Origin of the sequence: Leptolyngbya sp. NK1-12 (assembly GCF_032598965.1) — a bacterium.
GTDB lineage: Bacteria > Cyanobacteriota > Cyanobacteriia > Elainellales > Elainellaceae > Elainella.
In genome coordinates this window covers 5,273,391-5,295,153 of sequence record NZ_CP053586.1, presented here as the reverse complement: position 1 = coordinate 5,295,153, position 21,763 = coordinate 5,273,391, and the positions used below count along the sequence as shown (strand labels likewise).

General features: G+C 52.6%; 16 protein-coding genes. 9 read left to right on the top strand and 7 right to left on the bottom strand.

Features of this window, described 5'->3' with window-relative positions; genetic code table 11:
* The first annotated feature begins 167 nt into the window (after positions 1-167).
* The gene (locus HJG54_RS22425) at positions 168-449 is read left to right on the top strand and encodes a phycobilisome linker polypeptide (RefSeq protein ID WP_035998680.1); all 282 of its coding nucleotides are present in this window, start codon (positions 168-170) and stop codon (positions 447-449) included.
* Positions 450-896: 447 nt separating this feature from the next.
* Here HJG54_RS22425 and atpC read toward each other — a convergent pair whose 3' ends face one another.
* The 6 genes from atpC to HJG54_RS22395 form a co-directional block, all read right to left on the bottom strand.
* The gene (gene atpC / locus HJG54_RS22420) at positions 897-1,313 is read right to left on the bottom strand and encodes an ATP synthase F1 subunit epsilon (RefSeq protein ID WP_035998678.1); all 417 of its coding nucleotides are present in this window, start codon (positions 1,311-1,313) and stop codon (positions 897-899) included.
* Positions 1,314-1,495: 182 nt separating this feature from the next.
* Complete coding sequence (gene atpD, locus HJG54_RS22415) at positions 1,496-2,953, bottom strand: F0F1 ATP synthase subunit beta (protein WP_035998675.1); 1,458 nt, start codon at positions 2,951-2,953, stop codon at positions 1,496-1,498.
* A gap of 128 nt (positions 2,954-3,081) precedes the next feature.
* Entirely contained in the window at positions 3,082-3,678 is a 597-nt protein-coding gene (locus tag HJG54_RS22410) for a hypothetical protein (protein WP_316431482.1), read from the bottom strand.
* A 59-nt stretch (positions 3,679-3,737) separates the two neighbouring features.
* Entirely contained in the window at positions 3,738-4,415 is a 678-nt protein-coding gene (locus HJG54_RS22405) for a DUF938 domain-containing protein (protein WP_316431481.1), read from the bottom strand.
* An 80-nt stretch (positions 4,416-4,495) separates the two neighbouring features.
* On the bottom strand, positions 4,496-5,449 hold the full coding sequence (locus HJG54_RS22400) for a DUF3445 domain-containing protein (RefSeq protein WP_316431480.1): 954 nt from the start codon (positions 5,447-5,449) through the stop codon (positions 4,496-4,498).
* Between the two features lie 108 nt (positions 5,450-5,557).
* A complete protein-coding gene (locus tag HJG54_RS22395; protein WP_316431479.1) occupies positions 5,558-6,877 on the bottom strand; it encodes a HEAT repeat domain-containing protein in 1,320 nt (439 codons plus the stop codon).
* A gap of 1,147 nt (positions 6,878-8,024) precedes the next feature.
* Here HJG54_RS22395 and HJG54_RS22390 point away from each other — a divergent pair.
* The 8 genes from HJG54_RS22390 to HJG54_RS22355 all read left to right on the top strand — a co-directional run bounded on the left by HJG54_RS22390 (position 8,025) and on the right by HJG54_RS22355 (position 20,879).
* Positions 8,025-10,049: a 2Fe-2S iron-sulfur cluster-binding protein gene (locus HJG54_RS22390; protein ID WP_316431478.1), complete on the top strand. Its 2,025-nt coding sequence runs from the start codon at positions 8,025-8,027 to the stop codon at positions 10,047-10,049.
* 166 nt (positions 10,050-10,215) lie between these two features.
* Positions 10,216-11,541: a CmpA/NrtA family ABC transporter substrate-binding protein gene (locus HJG54_RS22385; protein WP_316431477.1), complete on the top strand. Its 1,326-nt coding sequence runs from the start codon at positions 10,216-10,218 to the stop codon at positions 11,539-11,541.
* A 125-nt stretch (positions 11,542-11,666) separates the two neighbouring features.
* On the top strand, positions 11,667-12,503 hold the full coding sequence (ntrB, locus tag HJG54_RS22380) for a nitrate ABC transporter permease (RefSeq protein ID WP_316431476.1): 837 nt from the start codon (positions 11,667-11,669) through the stop codon (positions 12,501-12,503).
* Positions 12,504-12,574: 71 nt separating this feature from the next.
* Positions 12,575-14,581: a nitrate ABC transporter ATP-binding protein gene (locus HJG54_RS22375; protein WP_316431475.1), complete on the top strand. Its 2,007-nt coding sequence runs from the start codon at positions 12,575-12,577 to the stop codon at positions 14,579-14,581.
* Between the two features lie 138 nt (positions 14,582-14,719).
* Entirely contained in the window at positions 14,720-15,562 is an 843-nt protein-coding gene (locus HJG54_RS22370; protein ID WP_316431474.1) for a nitrate ABC transporter ATP-binding protein, read from the top strand.
* 588 nt (positions 15,563-16,150) lie between these two features.
* Complete coding sequence (locus HJG54_RS22365; protein WP_316431473.1) at positions 16,151-18,409, top strand: molybdopterin oxidoreductase family protein; 2,259 nt, start codon at positions 16,151-16,153, stop codon at positions 18,407-18,409.
* Positions 18,410-18,845: 436 nt separating this feature from the next.
* Positions 18,846-19,301 (top strand): DUF29 domain-containing protein, encoded by a 456-nt coding sequence (locus HJG54_RS22360; RefSeq protein ID WP_316431472.1) that lies wholly within the window; start codon positions 18,846-18,848, stop codon positions 19,299-19,301.
* 66 nt (positions 19,302-19,367) lie between these two features.
* A complete protein-coding gene (locus tag HJG54_RS22355) occupies positions 19,368-20,879 on the top strand; it encodes a UbiD family decarboxylase (protein ID WP_316431471.1) in 1,512 nt (503 codons plus the stop codon).
* 179 nt (positions 20,880-21,058) lie between these two features.
* On the opposite strand, the gene HJG54_RS22350 is transcribed toward HJG54_RS22355, so the two are convergent.
* The gene (locus tag HJG54_RS22350; RefSeq protein WP_316431470.1) at positions 21,059-21,742 is read right to left on the bottom strand and encodes a DUF4340 domain-containing protein; all 684 of its coding nucleotides are present in this window, start codon (positions 21,740-21,742) and stop codon (positions 21,059-21,061) included.
* Positions 21,743-21,763: the final 21 nt, after the last annotated feature.

Here is a 21,763-nt window from a genome sequence, read left to right as displayed (position 1 = left end):
TGCTGAAGATATTGGTGCTTTTGAGGATAGAGGCTGGATGTTTTCCTGAGCTGAATCAGCTAAAGATTCATAAGGGTATCTTGCTCGTGACCCCACAGTTCCAATCTCCTGCCAGCAACGCCAATTTCGTATCAACCTGGATGAATTCTTGATGGAGACTGATCACCATGTTGGGACAATCCGTATTAACAAACCCGTCTTCCTCGTCAGCTGAAAATCGCGTTTTTGTCTATGAGGTAACTGGCTTACGCCAAAACGATCAAACCGATAAAAATAACTATGCAATGCGTACCAGCAGCAGTATTTTTATTCAAGTGCCTTACAATCGCATGAATCAGGAAATGCAGCGGATTACGCGCATGGGCGGCAAAATTGTCGCAATTCGTCCGGCTGATGCAACGAGCGGGGTAGATACCGCGTCTAGCAGCAACCCAGAAGGGGAGCAGTAAGAAGTCAGGAGGCAGGAGCCAGAATTGGCTTTAGCTGCTAGGAATAGGTCAAGCGAGTGGATACTCTGTTAGATTGTTCACTTTGACGATCCGTAGTGCCAGCGAGACGCGGGCGCGGGTAATGGGTTTGTTCGCGCAGCATGTGCGTAGCCAAATCCGCCTAAGCCCCTACGGGAATGCGCCTTCGGCGTAGAATAAGGGGGACGTCAAACTATTATTGGTTATGTGCTGCGCACAGGCTTCGCCTATGGTTCCCCCCTTCTGTAAGGGGGGCTAGGGGGGATCTCAACAGGATTTTTGATCTACTGAGAATCTCTATATGTTCCACAATTAAAGTGCAAAACCCAACAGTTGACTCATCAGCCGTTGGGTTTCACTGTATTTGCATTTGTCCGCTGTATTCACAGAATTCCTGCAAGCAAAATGCAGGCGATTTGGTTTTCAAACCTAAACCTGCACCATGCCTCCAGCCGCCTGGAACCGGGCACGAGCACGCCGCATTGATCGTTCAGCCTGAAGTTTGGCCTGACGATTATCGCCACTCTCGACCTGATCGAACTTACGCATAGCTTCGGTGTAAGCAGTACGTGCTTCTTCTAGGTTGATGGCATCGCCTCGTTCTGCGGCATTCACCAGAATGGTGACTTCGTCGTTTTCTACTTCAGCAAAGCCGCCCATCAGGGCAATTGCCAACCATTCCCGATTTGCCCGGACGCGCATGACGCCGACATCCAGAGCAGTCAAGAGCGGTGCGTGACCCGGTAGCACCCCTAACTGACCTGTCGTACTGGGCAATATCACTTCTTCAGCTGCTGCATCCCAAACCGTTTTGTCAGGAGCAACAACACGAACTGTTAATGGCATAGTTTCTCTCCAAGTTTTAAGTTTTAAGCTTTGAGTTCTGAGTTTTGAACGATTGGAACTAGCTTGAGTGCTGTAAATTCTGCTCACTTCCTCTGAAGCCATCCTCTAGTTAGGACAGCCTCTCAGAACAGCCCTACAATCAGTTCCAACTCAAAACTCAAAACTCAATATTCAAAACTTATTTATTTCCCTTCTGCCTTCAGTTTTTCACCCTTGGCAATGGCTTCATCGATGTCGCCTACCATATAGAAGGCTTGCTCTGGCAGTTCATCGAGGTCACCCGACAGAATCATCTGGAAGCCTTTGATGGTTTTTTCCAGCGGCACATATTTGCCCGGAGAGCCAGTAAAGACTTCGGCCACAAAGAAGGGTTGAGACAGGAAGCGCTCAATTTTCCGCGCCCGTGCCACGGTGAGACGGTCATCTTCCGACAACTCGTCGAGGCCAAGAATAGCAATGATGTCTTGCAGTTCTTTGTAGCGCTGTAGCGTCGCCTGCACCGCTCGTGCTGTGCCATAGTGCTCATCACCAACCACGCTGGGCTGCAACATGGTTGAAGTCGAATCCAGCGGGTCCACGGCTGGATAGATGCCCTTAGAGGCTAGACCACGCGAGAGTACGGTGGTTCCGTCCAGGTGGGCAAAGGTGGTGGCGGGAGCGGGGTCGGTCAAGTCATCGGCTGGCACATAAACAGCCTGAATCGAGGTAATCGAACCTTCGGTGGTCGAGGTAATCCGCTCTTGCAGATCGCCCACGTCGGTACCGAGGGTAGGCTGGTATCCGACCGCAGACGGCATCCGGCCCAGTAGCGCGGACACTTCAGAACCGGCTTGTACAAACCGGAAGATATTGTCGATGAACAGCAGCACGTCTTGCTTGTTGACATCGCGGAAGTATTCAGCCATGGTCAGCGCCGACAGACCGACCCGCATTCTGGCTCCGGGCGGTTCGTTCATCTGACCGTAGACCAGCGCGATCTTGGAGTTGGCCGGGTTGTCTTTGTCGATTACGCCCGACTCGATCATTTCATTGTAGAGGTCGTTGCCTTCGCGGGTCCGTTCGCCCACACCGCCAAACACCGATACACCGCCGTGCTGGGTGGCGATGTTGTTGATCAGTTCCATCATAATTACGGTCTTGCCGACGCCCGCACCGCCGAACAAGCCAATCTTGCCGCCACGACGATAGGGCGTCAGCAGGTCAATCACCTTGATGCCGGTCTCAAATACCGATGGTTTGGTTTCCAGTTCGGTCAGTTTGGGTGCAGGCCGGTGAATCGGCGAGGTTTCGCTAGTGTCTACCGGACCTTTGTTATCGACCGGCTCACCCAAAACGTTGAAGATGCGGCCCAGGGTAGCGGTACCGACCGGAACGCTAATCGGAGCACCCGTATCAACCACTTCCATGCCGCGCACCAGACCGTCTGTGGAACTCATTGCCACCGACCGCACCTGGTTGTCGCCCAGAAGCTGCTGTACTTCACAGATAACGGAAACTTCTTGCCCTGCCGAGTTCGTGCCCTTAATGGAAAGAGCATTGTAGATCTTGGGCATCTGTCCCGCTGGGAATCGAACATCGACAACGGGACCAATGACCTGACTGATATAGCCAATGTTGGTTTTTTCTGCTGTGGTGACCATGCTTGCGCCTATGTGTGATCAGCTTTTCAAATACTTGTCAAATACTTGCACGCTTAAAAATGCCACTATTCAGATTAGCACTGAATGCGAACAATTAAAGAAATGTGAAACAAGTCCACTAAGAATTATTACTCATTTGGTGACGAATTGGGAGGTTGCACCGAACGCAGCGGCGGTTGATTGGCCATCGAGCGGCCCATCGTTAGGATATTTTCCCGCTCAGCCGCCAGAAAGCTGATGGTGTAAATCATGCCGCCCTGCTCCCACATCAGCGAAGAAAACTCGGAAACGGGTCTGAGCGACGGCCCTTCCCGCAGATAGCCCCGCACGCCTTGGGCTAGGGTAATCGGATTGCCCTGAGTTTGATGGCGTTGCAGTTCCCGCTGGGCGCTGAGCGAACGATTCGCCTCGACCGAAAATCCGCCGACCAGACACGGAAAGGGACTGCGCTCACAGGTAAATAGCCCGACGGTCAACCGACCTGGATTAGAAGAGGGCAGCAGTTTAATGATCAATTCCTCCGGATCTAGTCCCGGGCCTGCCGTCAAGATCACCTCTGCTGGCAATCGCATTTCATAGCTGGGCGGCAACTCCTGCCGAATCTGATAGATGTAAGGCCCAAACACAGCAGCCGGACGCGCTGCGGCTAGCTCCTGATTCAACAATTCTTGACCCAACAAGCACCCGCTTCCCAACAACCCCACGATCCAAGCCCGACTGACCACGGTAGTGTTCCTTGCGTTTAGCAATGAGAATTATTATTAATCAGATAATTTTCGGTAATTCAGCCCCAGGCTGTCAACTGCCGTTGAAACACTACCGAAAGATTATTGGCCGGCATCGCGTAGGTTTGGACGAACGCAAGCTGATGGTCTTCGGCAACGGCAATCACATCTTCTAGGTTGCGCACACCCCATTGTGGATTTCGCGCTCGTAGGCTTTGGTCAAAGGCCGCGTTGCTGGGAGCTGTATGTTCACCGCTTTGCATGAACGGGCCATACAGATAGAGAATGCCGCCCGCTGGCAGAATCCGCTGGGCACCAGCCATCAAGCCTAAACAGGCGGACCAAGGCGCGATGTGAATCATATTGATTGCAACAATTGCTCGGATAGGTGCTCGGTTGAGGTCAAGGTTAGCCAGTGGCTCTGGTAAGTTGGGCTGCTCGACGCTCCAAACTGCGTCATGCACATCGAGCGCAATTGGCCCAAACAGGTGAGGCGCTGGAAAATGGTTCTGCCATGCGGCAATGCTGGCTCGTGCCTCTGGGTTGGGGTCTGAGGTAATCCAATTGCGAGGAGCGAAGCGAGGGGCAAAAAAGACCGCATGTTCGCCGGTGCCGCTGGCAATTTCTAGCACGGTGGCTGGCACAGTAGCTGGCGGTAACACCTGGAGCAGCACATTTAGGATCGGCTCGCGGTTGCGCTCTGTGGCGGGTGCATATTGTCTGGCGTCAAGATTCATGCAACGTCTATCAAACCCTATCGAAGTTGATTGAAAGCAGGAGTCTATTCTCTATTGTCGGTCAGAACATGTCTACTCAATTAGAAGCTAATCGATTCTAGATAATTTAACAGGACATCCCGAAATGGCAAAATGCTCTTATATTGCTGCATCTCTGATGGCATTTGCCGAAGTATAGCGGCCAAATTACCTGCCACAGTCGGATAGGCAACGATTTCAACCAATGGATAAATAGAGGTGTGAATTGTAAATAGAATGCCATCGCTGACCGATAAGCGACGTAGGGTTTGGCGCTCTATGCGCAACCAAAGCTGCTCACCAGCATTTTCAGCAGTAATAGTCGGATGAATCAAAGCAGAATTTTCGGTTGAATGAATGGTAGGAGGTAAGAACAAAGCTGGTGAATCGACGATACTCCAGTTGAAGCGATAGCCAGGATAAGCAGGTTGAAGCCGCTGAAAAACCTGGTTAACTGGGCGCGCCAACTTGCGATCATAACCGGGAACGGGCTGGTGAATTTCAGCTACTGGGCAGCCTAGTTTTTCGGGCATCGACCAGCGCGAGGGAAAGCAAACTGAGGCGGCGGCCAACTGGTAACCTGCTTCACTCGGCAACAGCAAACAGAGATCTTCCTGCACCAGCCTACCAGCTAAATCCAGGGGCTGATCTGCAAACTCAGAGCAGCGCCAGCGTTGTCCTGTGGAGGTATTAATCAGCCAATCGTCTTGTTGCTGATAATGTTGCGGAAAATATTGAAGCAAATGCGTTACCAGTAAATCCAAAACTTCTTGCTGAGCTGCTTCACTGCCCGGTAGGCTAGCAAACACCTCCGAATAGCACTGAGTCAGCAGTTCATCTTTTTGCTGTAACTGCTCTGCCCAATCTGGGCCAAGTTCAATCCAATCCTCCAACCGCAGCGGCTGTAACCCCATCGCCAAGCGCCAATGCTTTACCGCAAACAGTCGGGTCACGAACTGCTCGATCGCAAAGCTGTCAGTAGAAGGACCATCCATTGAGGTAGCTGGAGTTGGCATCGTGTCTTCTCACCCAGGCTGTTGGAATCTACTTTTGGAATCTACTTTCGCTAGCTTAATCCACTTATCCCACAGCAGTGCTCCTGGCTCCCCAATCCATTCACCACCCTACAACCCCGTATGAATCTGCCATTCTCGTAGCGCATTAGCAATGCCAGCGTTCAGGTCAGGGGGCACTGCATCTGAAGCTAGTAAGGTTTGCAGACGGTCATAGGCTCCGTGCGCGGCAAGTTGCTTCAGCGCCGCAATCACATGAAACTGCACGCTCGCGTTGGCATCACTCAGCATGGAAATCAAAGCATCAATAGCGCTAGCATCCTGGAGCTGACCTAAACTGAGGGCAATTTGCTGCTTGCCGGAGGGAGTTTGGGAGATTGGATGAGTGGTATGAAGTAGACTCAGCAGAATTTCCAACGCCATCGAGCGCGACTCAGTTGATTCCACTCGCCCTAAAACCGCCACAATTTCTTGAGCCAAAATCAGCGAATCTGAGCCAGAAGCTGCAGTTTGGATTAGGTAAGTCTTCAGTGGCTGCAAGGCTAAGGCCGAATCGATCCAGGCCAAGGCACGCGCTACTTCCATTTGCAGTTCAACTGGGGTATGGGGCGACTGCAAGACCCGATCCAACACATGAATTGCCGCTTCTGTGCCGATTCGTCCCAGCGCGATTGCCGTTTGCCGACAGACGTCCAGATTCAGGTCCCACAGCAGCGGAGTTAAATGCTCGACTAACTCAACTGGCGAGTCTGTCTCAGCCTGAATGCCCAAGGCAACGACGGCAGCACGTCGCACGGGCACATTCGGATCGCGTAAGGCCGCCACTAGCATGGCTGTGATCGCCGAACTGCGAAAGTGACTCAGTGCTTCCATGGCTGCTGCCCGCACCTGCGGGTTGGCATCCTCCATCACACTGAGTAAGGCAGGAATGACATTTGGATGCTGGATTTGAGCCAACGCCTGCACCACAATCAAGCGACTAGAAGGACGAGCCAGTAGCTCGCTCAGGGGTGAGATCGCCGCCGGTCCAATTGTGGCCAAGGTCATCGCCGCCATCGTCAGCGTTTCGGTGTCATCAGTTGTGAACAAAATTTCAACCAAGGCACTAATAGCCAACGGATGCTGAAACTGTCCTAGGATCCGAGCGATAAACCAAAGCAATTGCCAATCGTCATCGTCATCATCGTCGTCATCATCGGAAGAATCACCCCCTGCTTGGACCTGTTGCAGCAATTCTAGTAAAGGCAGAATCGCCGCTTCTCCAAAGGTCGGAATTAGTTTAGCAGCCTCCCAACGACTTTGAAAATCTCCGGTTTGTAGGCTATGCAACACGGCTGTCAGCGATGCCGAACATTCAATGCTTGCAGGGATATCTGATGGCATATCCGCGGCTGTGTTCGCTGGTTTGTCTAGATGCGTTAGTTTATTCATCGATGTGGAATTAATCAGAGGCCAGTCCGAAGAAAATTGGGCGTCTATTGGGTATCTAATCGGGCATTTATCGGGCCTGTCTACCGGGCATTTATGGGGCATCCATATGCTGCCACTGCTGCATGAAGCTGCATGACGCTACACCCAGTTGCAGAGGTCTACTCACAGCTGAGTCTACTTTGATCTGATCTCTAAAACCACCCCAAGTCAGACAAGCTTGAGTGAAAAGCGAGGATTTTATGCAGTTTTTGCATATTGAAACGTCAAGATGTTCATAGTTGTTAATATTCGGTAGTTTTAGATACGAAATTTCCCTATTTCAGCTTGGCCTATTTTGCTGAAGCGAAAAGCAGCACTATCCGAATTCAATCTGTGCAGCAGAGCATTTTATCTACAAGTTTCCCAGACCGGAGCTATTTCGGTTGAGAGAATTGAGTTGCAGTGCCTTCGAGCTATTTCGATAAAATTTAGCCGAAACAGCCATAGTTTGCTGAGAGCTGCTGAGACGCAAAACTATTTTTAATAATTTTTTCCAATTTGCATTCGGAAAATCGCTAATCTAACTACAGAAATTAGTTGGTTATCCAGCCATATTTCTACATCTAACTCGCATTAGCTGGATTGGCAAACCGAACTGGAGACGAAGGGTAGCGGTAAAGCGGGTCAAATTGGGCAGGAATTTTTAACAGTTTTATGCCCAGTTTAAGTCAGAGACGAGCCAGAAGTTAGTCCAGGCTAGTGCAAAACTCGATTCAAATATCGAGAAAAACCAATGGCAGAATTTAGCTCGATTCAATCTAACGATTCCTTTCCTCAAATCGGTAGCATTTGCTGCTGCTTTGAACCTGAATCCGGTTTTAATCTGAGCAATTAACGCCAAAGATAGCAATTTTTTATCTTAGCGATCAGCGATTCCGATGATAGAAACCGCTTGCTTCGAAGCGTTAGCTGATACCAATTCAGTTTTGTAAAAACAGCTACGAAACCAGCTCTAAATGCAGCAATTGCATGATCAAAATGCAGAAAGAACATAAATTGCAAATTTTTGTAACTTAAGTTACGAAACCACCCCTGTCTTTTTCCTAATCTGTCTTGCAAATGAGTCCTACAAGGCAGCTTCAATCTTGATCCAGCGAGGGATAGAACCGTGACCAGCGTTATCACCAATCAAGCCGCCAGTCAGAACAAGTTTGAAAAGTTCAAAGCCGAAAAAGACGGTTTAGCTGTCAAGCATGAACTGGATTACTTTGCTCAGATTGGATGGGAAGCCATTGATGCCACCGATCGCGATCACCGGCTGAAGTGGTTGGGCATTTTCTTTCGTCCGGTTACACCTGGCAAGTTCATGATGCGGCTGCGGATGCCCAGCGGCATTATCACCAGTCAGCAAATGCGGGTTCTGGCCGAGATTGTGCAGCGGTACGGTGAAGACGGCAATGCCGATATCACAACCCGGCAAAATCTCCAGCTTCGAGGCATCCGAATTGAGGATATTCCCAGCATCTTCAATCGGATGAAGGAAGTGGGCATGACCAGCGTCCAGTCTGGCATGGATAATGTGCGCAACATCACTGCTTCGCCGGTAGCAGGACTAGACGCCAACGAACTGATTGACGTGCGGGAACTGGTGCAGCAGGTACAGGACATGATCACCAACAACGGTGAAGGAAATCCTGAGTTTACCAATCTGCCCCGTAAGTTCAATATCGCGATTGAAGGTGGACGAGATAATTCAGTTCACGCCGAAATTAACGATATTGCCTTTGTGCCCGCATTCAACGAGATTGAGTCAGATCATACTTCAGTTCATACTGCGGATGATGTTGATTCGTCTCAACCGTCCCCATCTAACGAATCTGGCTCATGGCGCGATCAGCCGGCTGGATACTGGGCCATTTATAACCAGCAGACGCAGTTAGCCAACGGTTCAACGCCTGCTCCTGCCACACCGACTCGTCAACTTGGGTTCAACGTGGTGGTTGGTGGCTTCTTCTCGGCTAAGCGCTGTGAGGCGGCGATTCCGCTCAACGCCTGGGTGCCGCCTGAAGACGTGGTAGACCTGTGCCGCGCCATTTTGGTGGTGTATCGGGATCACGGCCTGCGGGCGAATCGCCAGAAAGCTCGCCTGATGTGGCTGATCGATGAGTGGGGTCTCGACAAGTTTCGAGCTGAGGTGGAAAAGCAGTTGGGGCGTCCCCTCAGTCCGGCAGCAGCGAAAGACGAAATTGACTGGGAAAAGCGTGATCACATCGGGGTGCATCGTCAGAAGCAGCCGGGTCTAAACTATGTCGGTCTGCATGTTCCGGTAGGACGGCTCTATGCCGCAGACATGTTTGAACTAGCCAGAATTGCTGAAGTCTACGGTAATGGTGAACTGCGCCTCACCGTTGAGCAGAATCTAATCATTCCCAATGTTCCTGATTCTCGTCTAGACGCCCTGCTGCAAGAAGCCCTGCTGCAAAAGTTCTCGATTGAACCGACGCCGCTGGTGCGGTCGCTGGTGTCCTGTACGGGAGCGCAATTCTGCAACTTTGCCATCATTGAAACCAAAAATCGCGCCTTGGAGATTGCTAGAGCACTCGATGAGATGGTGGAACTGACTCGCCCGGTGCGGATCCACTGGACGGGTTGCCCCAACTCCTGCGGTCAGCCCCAAGTTGCCGATATTGGCCTGATGGGCACTAAAGCCCGCAAAAACGGCAAGGCGGTGGATGGTGTCGATATGTACATGGGCGGCAAGGTTGGCAAAGATGCCCATCTCGGCACCTGTGTGCAGAAAGGCATTGCCTGTGATGACCTGAAGCCGATGCTGCGCGATCTGCTGATCGAGCAATTTGGGGCCAAACCCAAAGGCGAGTGGACGCCCGCCGTTGAGGAAGAGACAACCCCAGAAGCTCCAGCGGCCCAACCCGCAACGGTTGCGTTTGCCAAGTCGGGCAAGGAAATCGCCTGCACCACGAATGATTTAATTCTGGACGTGGCCGAACAAGCAGGACTGGAATTAGACAGCAACTGTCGGTCCGGGATTTGCGGCACCTGTAAACAAAAGTTGGTCGAAGGAGCCGTAACCTATGCCGAACCACCGCAGGCGCTGAGCGAAGCCGAGCAAGCCGCAGGTTGGGTGCTGACTTGCAGTGCCCGTCCGGTTGGCCGAGTCGTGATCGATGCCTAGCCAGATACGTATCTAGATGTTTCTCGTTTGTTGTAACTGAGACATGTCTGATTAAGTCAGATCGCCCAAAACTAAACAATCGAAACTGAGTGCCTAACCCTAGTGCCTCAATGGCCCAAAATCTTGATCCCCGTTTTACTTTCAAAATCCCTGAGAAGAGCCAACCATGTCGAAAATTTCTAGACGCAATTTCCTGATTACTGCTGGAGCAACCACCGCCGCAACGTTGATTGTGAATGGTTGCAGCAGTTCTTCAACCAAATCGGGTGAGTCTGCTGGCGGTTCATCTCCAGCCCCCAGCCCGGTTGCCGCTGCCGATACGCCGGAAGTCACCACCGCTAAGCTGGGCTTCATCGCCCTCACCGATTCGGCTCCCCTGATCATCGCTAAAGAAAAGGGGCTGTTTGCCAAGTACGGCATGCCCGATGTGGAAGTGGTGAAGCAGGCGTCTTGGGCTGTGACACGCGACAATTTGGAACTGGGTTCGGGCGGAGGCGGCATCGATGGTGCCCACATTCTCACACCCATGCCCTATCTGATGGCAGCTGGCAAAATCACCAAGGGCGGGGCCAAAGTGCCGATGAATATCTTGGCGCGGCTCAATGTCAACGGGCAGGGCATTTCCCTATCAAATGCCTACACTGATTTGAAAGTCAGCGCCGACAGCAGTCCTTTGAAGGAAGCCTTTGCTAAGGGTAAGTCCAGCGGCAAGGAAATGAAGTGCGCGGTCACTTTCCCTGGTGGTACGCATGACCTCTGGATGCGCTACTGGCTGGCCGCAGGCGGCATCGATCCCGACAAAGATGTCTCAACGATTGTAGTTCCACCGCCCCAAATGGTGGCCAACATCAAGGTCAACAACATGGAAGCCTTCTGTGTGGGTGAACCGTGGAATGCTCAAACAGTGAACCAAAAAATTGGCTATACAGCCATTACTACCGGCGAGTTCTGGAAAGACCATCCGGAAAAGGCGCTAGCCATGCGGGCCGATTGGGTAGAGCAGAACCCCAATGCCGCTAAAGCTATCCTGATGGCGGTGCAGGAAGCGCAAATCTGGTGCGATGATCCGGGTAACAAAGAAGAAATGTGCAAGATTGTCTCTGGTCGCCAGTGGTTTAAGGTGCCTGTAGAGGACATTCTGGAACGCTCGAAGGGCAACTTTGACTTCGGCAATGGCCGCACGCTGGAAAATAGCGATCTGCTGATGAAGTTCTGGAATGATTCGGCCTCTTATCCCTTCCAGAGCCATGACCTCTGGTTCCTGATGGAGGATATGCGCTGGGGCTACCTGCCAGAAGACACCGATACCAAGGCGCTGATTCAAGCCGTGAACCGGGAAGATCTGTGGCGCGAAGCAGCCAAGGCAATTGGTCAGGAAGCTGCCATTCCCAAGAGCACTTCTCGTGGAATTGAAACCTTCTTTGATGGCGTTAAGTTTGACCCTGAGAAGCCAGAAGCCTATCTGAAGAGCCTTGAGATCAAGAAAATCTAGGTTTGTCTGGGTCCGTAGAGGCGGCTCTCCTTTGCGGACTCGCTTAATTCCACTCTATTTTCGTTTGACCGTCTGTTATTTCATCTACTACCTCATCCACGCAAACGCAGAAGGAAGTCCAGCCCATGGCAACAAACATCAGTACTCGTCCGCGCAGCAATCCCTATGCTCCCAGTTGGGGCAGCAAAATCATCAAAGCTCTAACCAACTTTGTGCCAACGCTTGTCGCCATTGCGGTCTTTCTACTAATTTGGCAACTGCTCTGCTCCGGCCCTAATGCCACCCTACCCGGCCCCATCCAAGTGCTGCAAGACACCTGGGATCCGCTGATTATTGATCCCTTCTTCCAAGGCGATGGCACCGATCAAGGGCTATTTTGGCAACTGGCCGCTAGCTTGAAGCGGGTTGCAATTGGTTACTTCCTGGCTGCGATTGTCGGAATTGCCCTAGGCATTCTGGTTGGCGTTAGCACTATGATGTTTCGTGCCCTCGACCCCATCTTTCAGGTGTTGCGCACGATTCCGCCACTGGCCTGGTTGCCCATCTCCCTAGCAGCTATGCGCGATGCTCAACCGGCTGCGATTTTCGTGATTTTTATCACGGCTATTTGGCCAATCATCATCAACACTGGCGTTGGCGTGCAGAATATTCCACAAGATTACAATAACGTGGCTAAGGTGCTGCAACTCTCTAAGCCGAAGTACTTTATTAAGGTGTTGCTGCCCGCTACCGTGCCCTATATTTTTACTGGTCTGAAGATCGCGATTGGTTTGTCTTGGTTGGCTATTGTTGCGGCTGAAATGTTAACGGGCGGTGTTGGTATTGGCTTCTTTATCTGGGATGCCTACAATAGCGGCGCAATTAGCGAAGTGATTCTAGCGATTCTATACGTCGGTTTGGTTGGCCTTTTACTCGATAAGTTGGTCACGTTTATCGGCAAACTCGTACTTCCAGAAGACTAGAAGCTAGAAAACTTCGATTCACCGCTGCATCTCTCTGCTATTCCTACATACTTCACACCTCATCCCAGCCTATGACTGCCTTTGTTGTTATCGATCACGTCGATCAGGTTTTTCCACTGCCTAACGGCCAATCCTATATTGCGCTCAAAAATATCAATCTGGAAATTCGAAAGGGCGAGTTTGTCAGCCTGTTGGGTCATTCGGGCTGCGGTAAGTCAACTTTGCTCAATATTATTGCCGGCTTGGCCCAACCTGCTGCTGGCGGCGTGCTGCTAGAAGGACGACAGGTAACCAAACCCGGCCCTGACCGCATGGTGGTGTTCCAAAACTATTCGCTGCTGCCCTGGCTGACGGTGCGCCAAAATATTGCCTTGGCCGTCGATGAGGTGATGAAGCACCTGCCTGCTCAAGAACGGCGCGATATTGTGGAACAGCATATTGACATGGTGAAGCTGCGCCAAGCGGCGGATAAAACCCCTGGCAAGCTGTCGGGCGGGATGAAACAGCGGGTCTCGATTGCCCGCGCCCTGGCGATTCGGCCCAAGCTGCTGTTGCTCGATGAACCATTTGGGGCGCTGGATGCCCTCACCCGCAGCGGCTTGCAGGATCAGCTAATCCAGATTGCCCAAGAGCACCACCTCACCTGCATTATGGTGACGCACGATGTAGACGAAGCCCTGCTGCTGTCGGATCGGATTGTCATGCTCACCAACGGTCCCGAATCCTATATCGGCCAAATTATTGACGTACCGTTTGAGCGTCCGCGTGAGCGCATGGCGGTGGTCAACCATCCCAACTACTATGCGTTGCGCAGCGAGATTGTCTACTTCCTGAACCAGCAAAAAAGAGCGAAGCAGCGCAAGGTCAAGCAGGCCGCGATTGCCCGCAATGGTCTGGAGAAAATCAACCTGGAAATTGGGTTTGTTCCCCTTACCGACTGTGCGCCGCTGGTCGTCGCGAGGGAGATGGGCTTTTTCCAGAAGCATGGCCTAGAGGAAGTCACTCTTTCGCGGGAGCCAAGCTGGAAGGCCATTGCTGAAGGCGTCACGTCTAAGCGACTGGATGCGGCCCAAATGGTAGCCGGAATGCCGCTGGCTCTCACCTTAGGCATGGGTGGCAAAGCGCCAACGCCGGTTGTCACAGGGGTCGTGCTGAGTCGCAATGGCAATGCGATTAGCCTCAGCAAACGGCTCTACGATGAGGGCGTCCGCAACCTGGCCGACCTGAAGGGAGCACTGGCCGCGGCTCCGGATCGGGTGCACACGATGGCAACGGTACACCCCGCCTCGATGCACAATCTGATCCTGCGCTATTGGTTGGCCTCTGCCGACATCGACCCAGATCACGATATGCACCTGACGGTGATTCCGCCACCGCAGATGGTCGCGACGCTCAAGGCCGGCAACATCGATGGTTTCTGTGCGGGCGAGCCGTGGAATACCCATGCGATCAAGGAAAACATCGGCTTTGTGATTGCCCATGACCTGGATCTGTGGATCGGCCACCCAGAAAAGGTGCTGGGCGTGCGGGAAGACTGGGCCAATCAGTATCCCCAAACCCACTTGGCGCTGGTCAAAGCACTCCTAGAAGCCTGCGAGTACTGCGACGACCGCCGTAATCGGCCCCAAATTGCCGAACTGCTTGCCAAGCCTGAGTATGTGGGTGCCGAACTGGAGTACATTCGCGCTGGCTTCCTCGATCCCTACGATCGCGGGGACGGCAAACCACCCGAACAACTGCTCCGGTTCAACCAGTTCCACATCGATATCACCAACTGTCCGAATCGCGCCGAAGGACTCTGGATTCTCACCCAACTGGCTCGCTGGGGCATCACTCCCTTCCCGCGCAACTGGATCGAGATTCTCGACCGCGTCCGCCGCATGGATGTTTACGGTGAAGCCGCCCGCCAGCTCGATTTCCCCGACTTAGAACCCAACCGCGAACCCTTCGCCCTATTCGATGGCACTGTCTTTGATCCAGATGACCCAATTGGCTATCTCAACAGCCTCCGAATCAAGCGCGAAATCCGCATCGAGGAAATCGACATCGACCATCCAGCGATTGTGGTTGCGGCCTGATCGAAACCGTATCCGTCCTGAATCCCTCTCTCGTTTATTCGATTTCTGTCTGATTAGCTCCGATTAGTTCTGATTGCATTCATCCCAACTGTTTCTTCTTAAGTCCACAAATTCTTCTTCGCTGACCTTCTACCTCATATGCAGACTCTATCCAACATCAACGTTCAACTGAACGACGCTCCTCTCGACCAGGACGCCTTTCTGGTCATCGACAATGTATCCAAGGTTTACCCTACTCCCAATGGCCCCCACGTCGTTCTAGATGGTGTCAACCTCAGCGTTCGCGAAGGTGAGTTTGTTTGCATCATCGGTCACTCTGGCTGTGGTAAGTCAACTCTGCTAGATATGGTGTCTGGCTTCCGGCAACCCACCGAAGGGCAGGTGCGGCTCCAGTCTGAGCCAATCGTCAAGCCGGGTCCCGACCGCATGGTGGTGTTTCAAAACTATTCACTGTTGCCCTGGTTCACTGCTTTTGAAAACATCTACCTGGGCATCGATTCGGTATGGCCCAACAAACCCAAGGCCGAAAAAGAAGCAATCGCTCGCGATCACCTCGCCCTAGTTGGTTTGGCAGAAGCTGCCGACAAAAAGCCCAAGCAACTCTCTGGCGGCATGAAACAACGGGTTTGCATTGCTAGAGCGCTGGCCCTGCGGCCTCAGGTGCTGATTCTGGACGAACCCTTTGGTGCCCTAGACCCGATCACCCGCGAAGAGCTGCAAGAGGAACTGCTGAAGATCTGGACCGAGCATCAGGTGACAGTGCTGATGATTACCCACGACATCGATGAAGCCCTGCTGCTAGCCGATCGCCTGGTAATGATGACCAATGGCCCCGCCGCCAAGGTCGGCGAAATTCTAGAAATTTCCTTCCCGCGCCCCCGCAACCGCAGCCGCGTCATGGAGTCTCCCCTCTATTACGAACTGCGTAACTATGCGCTGGACTTCCTCTACCGGCGCTGTGCTCACGATGATGTGGAATAGATAGATGAGTGAAGAGAGCAGCTAATATGGAATAGATAGATGAGGTAGATATTAGAGGATGGTCAGGCCAACAATAGGAAGAGTTAATGAATTCTATTGATCGCCTGCTGTCCTCTGATTTTCTTACTCTTTCTAACTCAGAAGCGGCTCAATTAAATTAGTTAAATTTATTCGATTCAAACCATTCAAAAATATGCGGATACTTGACCCCCATACTACCCCCATACTATGAGATTCTAGGAGTTAAACCGCCGCTAACGATTACTGTAGTCTATCTCTTAAACGATTTGGAACAGCTTAATTCAATAGTTCCTATAATACTGAAGGCATTCAACCCAACGGTTACTATTATTTGCCAATACCACTACTTCTCTTCCTCCTTCTCTTGAGAGCATCCAACCCTTATTAACCAGGCTATTTCCAGACTGCTTTTCAAGCAAACAATCAACACAGCTCTTTATTACAGCTCTTTATCGTTCCTGCCCATCCACCTAACTGCTACTGTCTACGGCGACGCTGCGCGACACGCAGAAGCAAGCTACTCCTCATCCACCCTTTCCCACCCATCCAAAACTGGTATATCGAATCATGTCCGAACCAACAAGAACTGTTTGCCCCTACTGTGGCGTTGGTTGTGGCCTAGAAGTCTTACCGCCTGCTCAGCCTGGTAAAGCCGTTAACCGCGATAGTCAGGGTACCCCGATCTGGCAGGTGCGAGGCGATCGCGCCCACCCATCGAGTCAGGGCATGGTGTGTGTCAAAGGAGCGACCATTGCCGAATCGCTGCATAAGGATCGGTTGCTTTACCCGATGCTGCGGGATTCGCTGGATCAACCCTTTCGGCGCGTCAGTTGGGACGAGGCGTTGGAGCGGATTGTCAATCGGATCCGGACCGTAATCTCGACTCAGGGAGCTGATGCGATTTGCATGTACGGCTCTGGGCAGTTTAATACCGAAGATTACTATGTGGCCCAAAAGCTGGTCAAAGGCTGCTTGGGCACTAACAATTTTGATGCCAATTCGCGGCTCTGCATGTCATCGGCGGTGGCAGGCTATACCCAAAGCCTCGGTTCCGATGGTCCCCCCTGCTGCTACGAGGACTTGGAGCAAACCGACTGCGCCTTTTTGATCGGCACCAACACGGCAGAATGCCATCCGATCATCTTCAACCGGCTGCGGAAACACCACAAGCAAAACCGCAACGTCAAGCTGATTGTAGTGGACCCGCGCAAAACCCCCACGGCGGAAGCAGCGGATCTGCACCTGGCGATCAAACCCGGTACCGACATTGATTTGCTCAACGGCATCGCCCACCTGCTGATGCGCTGGAACTATCTCGATACGGCCTTTATCGACGAATGCACTACCGGCTTTTCCGACTATGCCGAGGTAATCCGCCACTACCCGCCGGAACTGGTGGCCCGCCGCTGCGGGATTCGCCTAGATGAGCTGGAGAAAGCAGCGCGGTTTTGGGGCGAGTCGAAGCGGGTGCTGTCGCTCTGGTCGATGGGCATGAACCAGTCGGCGGAAGGTACGGCCAAAGTGCGGACGCTGATCAATTTACATCTAATGACCGGCGATATTGGTAAACCGGGTGCAGGTCCCTTTTCGCTTACCGGCCAACCGAATGCGATGGGCGGACGGGAAGCGGGCGGCTTGTCGCACCTGTTACCGGGCTACCGCACGGTTAAAGTGCCCCAGCACCGCGCCGAGGTCGAGCAGCTTTGGGGATTGCCACCCGGCCAGATTGCGCCGGAACCGGGCCGTACCGCCTGGGATATGATTCGTGGCCTCGAAACTGGTGAAGTTGGGCTACTGTGGATCGCCGCCACCAATCCGGTGGTCAGCATGCCCGATCTGGAGCGCACCAAGGCGGCTCTGCGTCGCTCTCCCTTCACGATTTACCAAGAAGCCTACTATCCGACCGAAACCAGCGCCTTTGCCCATGTGCTGCTGCCCGCCGCTCAGTGGAGTGAGGCTCCCGGCACCATGACCAACTCAGAACGCCGCGTCACCCTCTGTCCCCAGTTCCGCACGCCCCCCGGCGAAGCGCGTCCCGATTGGGTGATTTTTGCTGAAGTAGGGCAGCGGCTCGGCTTTGGCAAACAGTTTGCCTTCAACAATGTAGCCGAGGTGCATGCGGAGTTTGTCCGACTGACGCGGGGCCGCCCCTGCGATATGAGCGGCATCAGCCACGAACGGCTGCGGCGAGAAGGTCCCCTGCAATGGCCCTGCCCTGCCCAGGAGGAAGTTTCTGCTCAACCAAGTACCCCAGCGAGCGGCAAAACCTCCCGAAAGTCTGACGTTTCCAAAGCCCCATCTTCCCGTCTCTACACAGACTTGCGGTTCAACACTCCCGATGGCCGCGCTCGCTTTGCCGCCTACCATTCCCAGGGGCTGGCCGAACCCACCGATCCTGACTATCCGCTGGTACTGACCACCGGCAGACTCTACGGCCACTGGCATACCCAAACCCGCACCGGGCGCGTGGAAAAAACCCAAAAAATGCATCCCAATCCGTTTCTGGAAATCCATCCCCGCGATGCCGAAAAGCTGCACATTGCCGATGATACCTGGGTTGAAGTGCGCTCCCGTCGCGGCATGGCTCGCCTCAAAGCCAAGGTAACTCAGGCCATTGCCCCCGGTACGGTATTTATGCCGATGCACTGGGGTTCGCTCTGGGCCGATGATGCCGAGGTAAATGCCCTCACCCATCCGGAATCGTGCCCTGCTTCTCACCAGCCTGAGCTAAAAGCCTGCGCCGTTCAGGTCAAACCAATTGCGATTGCCGAAGCTGCCGATCAGGAGTGCCTGCCCCAAACCACGTCGATTGGCTCCTCGGTGTAGATGAGCATCAGAAATATTCCGTCCATACCTAGATCCCCCCATTCCTCCCTGATACACTACGGTGTCCCCACGTCGAGGATCCCCCCTAACCCCCCTTAAATAAGGGGGGAATCGGACCTTAAATAAGGGGGGAATCGGAGGCGAAGCCTGTGCGCAGCACCTACCAATCAGGGATTGAAGTCCCCCTTATCAAGGGGGATTTAGGGGGATCTCCCCTTGCGTTGAGTGTCGAAAGCCCTGGAGTGCGTTGGGAGCAACTCATTTCTGATTTCTGATTGAGTATCACCATTACAATTAAAGAGGCAGGAATGACCATGTCGGTATTTCTTTAGCCCAGAGCCGTGCTGCATCAGTTTATCTGTCTCATGACTGCTATTTTTCTGAGCTGCTCCATAAGCACCAATCTTACAAAAGCATTCAGCCAACAGAAGTTGTAATGCAAAAAACAACGAAAGCGATAGGCTCTAAAGAACTTTACCAACAAGACCTAGTAGCATGGTGCAGTGACACTGTTGCTAAACTCAAAGCAAGTAATTTTTCTGAAATTGATATTGATAGTTTAATTGAGGAAATCGAGGGGTTGGCAGGGCACGACCGGCGGGAATTGGAGAGCTGTTTAGAAATATTGCTGAACCATTTGTTGAAGCGGATGTATGTTGACTCACCGAACAATTATCGAGGTTGGGAACGAACCATTCGCGAGCAATGCAGGCAGTTACAGAAGCTGCTGAAACAATCCCCCAGTTTACGCAACTCCTGGATGGAGACTTTCTCTGAATTGTGGGTCAATGCCTTGGCCGATGCGCGAGAAGACTATCCTGATACTGAGTTTCCCGATGAATGGCAATTCAGTCGCGAAAGCGATCTACTCTTAAGCGAGAAGTTGTGGTAGCCTTATGGGCTTCTACTGTCCCATCTCCGCCATAATAGAATGAGAAGCAGTTTACATTCCTTCATCATGGCGAAAGACCTGCGGGACTATCTGAACGACATCGAACAGCGGGGGCAGTTGCGGCGCATCCAGGCGCTAGTCGATCCCAATCTAGAGATTGCCGAAATTGCCAATCGGATGCTGCAACAAGGCGGTCCGGCCCTGTTGTTTGAGAATGTCAAGGGATCCCCCTATCCAGTCGCGGTCAATGTCATGGGCACCGTGGAACGAGTCTGCTGGGGCCTAGGGATGGAGCATCCGGCAGAATTAGAGGAACTGGGCAAAAAGCTAGCAATTCTCTACCAGCCGCGTCCGCCCAAAAAACTTTCCCAGGCAATTGAGCTAGGCAGGGTACTGTTTGATGTAGTAAAGGCCAAACCGGGCCGGGATTTTTTGCCAAGCTGTCAGCAGGTGGTGCTCAAGGATGAGGCCGTTGATTTAACCCAACTGCCGCTGCTGCGGGTGTATCCCGGCGATGCCGACAAAGTGATTACGCTAGGATTGATGATCACCAAAGATCCAGAAAACAAGATTGTGAACGTTGGCGTATATCGCCTCCAGCTTCAGTCGAAGAACACGATGACGGTACAGTGGCTCTCGGTGCGGGGTGCGACTCGTCACTTACGCAAAGCCGCCGAGCGCGGACAAAAGCTAGAGGTGGCGGTGGCAATTGGGGTACATCCGTTGATTATTTTGGCAGCAGCCACTCCCTTGCCAGTCGATCTATCTGAGTGGCTGTTTGCTGGCATCTACGGCGGTTCAGGTGTGCCGTTAGCTAAATGCAAGACGGTAGATTTGGAAGTTCCGGCAGATTCAGAATTTGTCCTAGAAGGCACGATCACGCCAGGAGAGACAGGAATCGATGGCCCAGCTGGCGATCACATGGGTTATTACGGTGGCGTCAACGAAAAAGCGCCTTTAATTCACTTCCACTGTATGACTCACCGCAAGAATCCGATCTACCTGACGACGTTTAGCGGTCGTCCGCCGAAAGAAGATGCCATGATGGCAATTGCGCTCAACCGCATCTATACGCCGATTTTGCGTCAGCAAGTTCCAGAAATTGTCGATTTCTTTTTGCCGATGGAAGCCTTGAGCTATAAAGCGGCGGTGATCTCGATTGACAAAGCCTACCCTGGTCAAGCGCGGCGGGCAGCACTAGCCTTTTGGAGTGCCTTGCCCCAGTTCAGCTACACCAAGTTTGTGATCGTGGTGGACAAAGACATCAACATCCGCGATCCGCGTCAGGTAGTCTGGGCCATTACCTCCAAGGTAGACCCAGCCAGAGATGTGTTTATTCTGCCCGATAACCCATTTGACTCACTCGACTTTGCCACCGAAAAGCGCGGTTTGGGCAGCAAAATGGGCATCGATGCCACCACGAAAATCTATCCTGAAACCGACCGTCCTTGGGCCGACATGTTACTGCCCGATCCCGATACGGCTGCAATGGTAGACCGGCGCTGGGCTGAGTATGGTTTGGCCGATTTGCAGCTTCGCGAAGTCGATCCCAATCTATTTGGCTATGACATCCGCTAAATTCTGAGAATAGCCAATTAAAAAGGCGCAGACCACGCGCCTGGGGAGCTAGTTTGATTGACTATTGCTACCTACAGCGGCAGCAGACCCAATTACGGAAGACTTCAAAAAATTTGGCCTAGTTTTTCTCCCGGCTCTTTGTTCCAAATGCCTGAGCCATTGGCCGCGCTTGATTACGGCTAGTTTGAAGGAGACTCAGACGCAGCAGGGTTAGGAGAGGGAGATGCCGCTGGTGAAGTTTGGGGCGAGGCTTTTGGACTGGCTGGAGCCGGAGAGGATTTGCCAGCGGTGGCGGGCTGTTTCCATTCGTCTAGGGGTCGGTTCACGGCATTGTCAAAATTTGGCGACACCAGCAGCAGATTCAGCGAGTCGGTGGCCTCAGCGGGCGGATCGGCCTGGGCGTAGAGAAAACTGCGGTTGAAGTCATATTCACCGATCACCAGCTTGTGGGTTTTCTGGTCTTTCAGCGTCAGGTCGATCGTTGCCAGAGGCTGATGCAACCCAAACTGCTCCCGATCGCTAGCCGGAGCCGTAATCGTGCGCTGGGTTTTGCCTGTCGCAACCAAATCGAGCAAAAACGCAATTGATGGATCGCTGGCAGCGGTTTTTTCCGGTTCCAGCATTTGCCATTTGCCGTCTTTGTCGCGTTCAAACCTGAGGGTGCGCAGCCGGGTTTGCAGCGTAAACGCCTGGATATCTTCTTCCTTAAATCCAAAAATCGGCTTTTCTTCCTCCGAAACGACCTGCTCTCCCGCTTCTGAATTAGACGATTGCGGCGCAGGCTGCTGCTGCACTAGTAAGACAATGCCTCCTAACCCAAGCGCCACCAACACCAATGCCAACGTCGAAGGTTTTATCTTCATGGCTCACCAGCACTTAAAACT

Excerpts from the sequence above, each read along its gene's own strand:
- HJG54_RS22400 (WP_316431480.1), bottom strand. The coding sequence starts at position 5,449 with ATGCCAACTCCAGCTACCTCAATGGATGGTCCTTCTACTGACAGCTTT.
- HJG54_RS22395 (WP_316431479.1), bottom strand. The coding sequence starts at position 6,877 with ATGAATAAACTAACGCATCTAGACAAACCAGCGAACACAGCCGCGGAT.
- HJG54_RS22370 (WP_316431474.1), top strand. The coding sequence starts at position 14,720 with ATGCAGACTCTATCCAACATCAACGTTCAACTGAACGACGCTCCTCTC.
- HJG54_RS22375 (WP_316431475.1), top strand. The coding sequence starts at position 12,575 with ATGACTGCCTTTGTTGTTATCGATCACGTCGATCAGGTTTTTCCACTG.
- HJG54_RS22360 (WP_316431472.1), top strand. The coding sequence starts at position 18,846 with ATGCAAAAAACAACGAAAGCGATAGGCTCTAAAGAACTTTACCAACAA.
- HJG54_RS22350 (WP_316431470.1), bottom strand. The coding sequence starts at position 21,742 with ATGAAGATAAAACCTTCGACGTTGGCATTGGTGTTGGTGGCGCTTGGG.
- HJG54_RS22355 (WP_316431471.1), top strand. The coding sequence starts at position 19,368 with ATGGCGAAAGACCTGCGGGACTATCTGAACGACATCGAACAGCGGGGG.
- atpC (WP_035998678.1), bottom strand. The coding sequence starts at position 1,313 with ATGCCATTAACAGTTCGTGTTGTTGCTCCTGACAAAACGGTTTGGGAT.
- ntrB (WP_316431476.1), top strand. The coding sequence starts at position 11,667 with ATGGCAACAAACATCAGTACTCGTCCGCGCAGCAATCCCTATGCTCCC.
- HJG54_RS22365 (WP_316431473.1), top strand. The coding sequence starts at position 16,151 with ATGTCCGAACCAACAAGAACTGTTTGCCCCTACTGTGGCGTTGGTTGT.
- HJG54_RS22385 (WP_316431477.1), top strand. The coding sequence starts at position 10,216 with ATGTCGAAAATTTCTAGACGCAATTTCCTGATTACTGCTGGAGCAACC.
- HJG54_RS22405 (WP_316431481.1), bottom strand. The coding sequence starts at position 4,415 with ATGAATCTTGACGCCAGACAATATGCACCCGCCACAGAGCGCAACCGC.
- HJG54_RS22425 (WP_035998680.1), top strand. The coding sequence starts at position 168 with ATGTTGGGACAATCCGTATTAACAAACCCGTCTTCCTCGTCAGCTGAA.
- atpD (WP_035998675.1), bottom strand. The coding sequence starts at position 2,953 with ATGGTCACCACAGCAGAAAAAACCAACATTGGCTATATCAGTCAGGTC.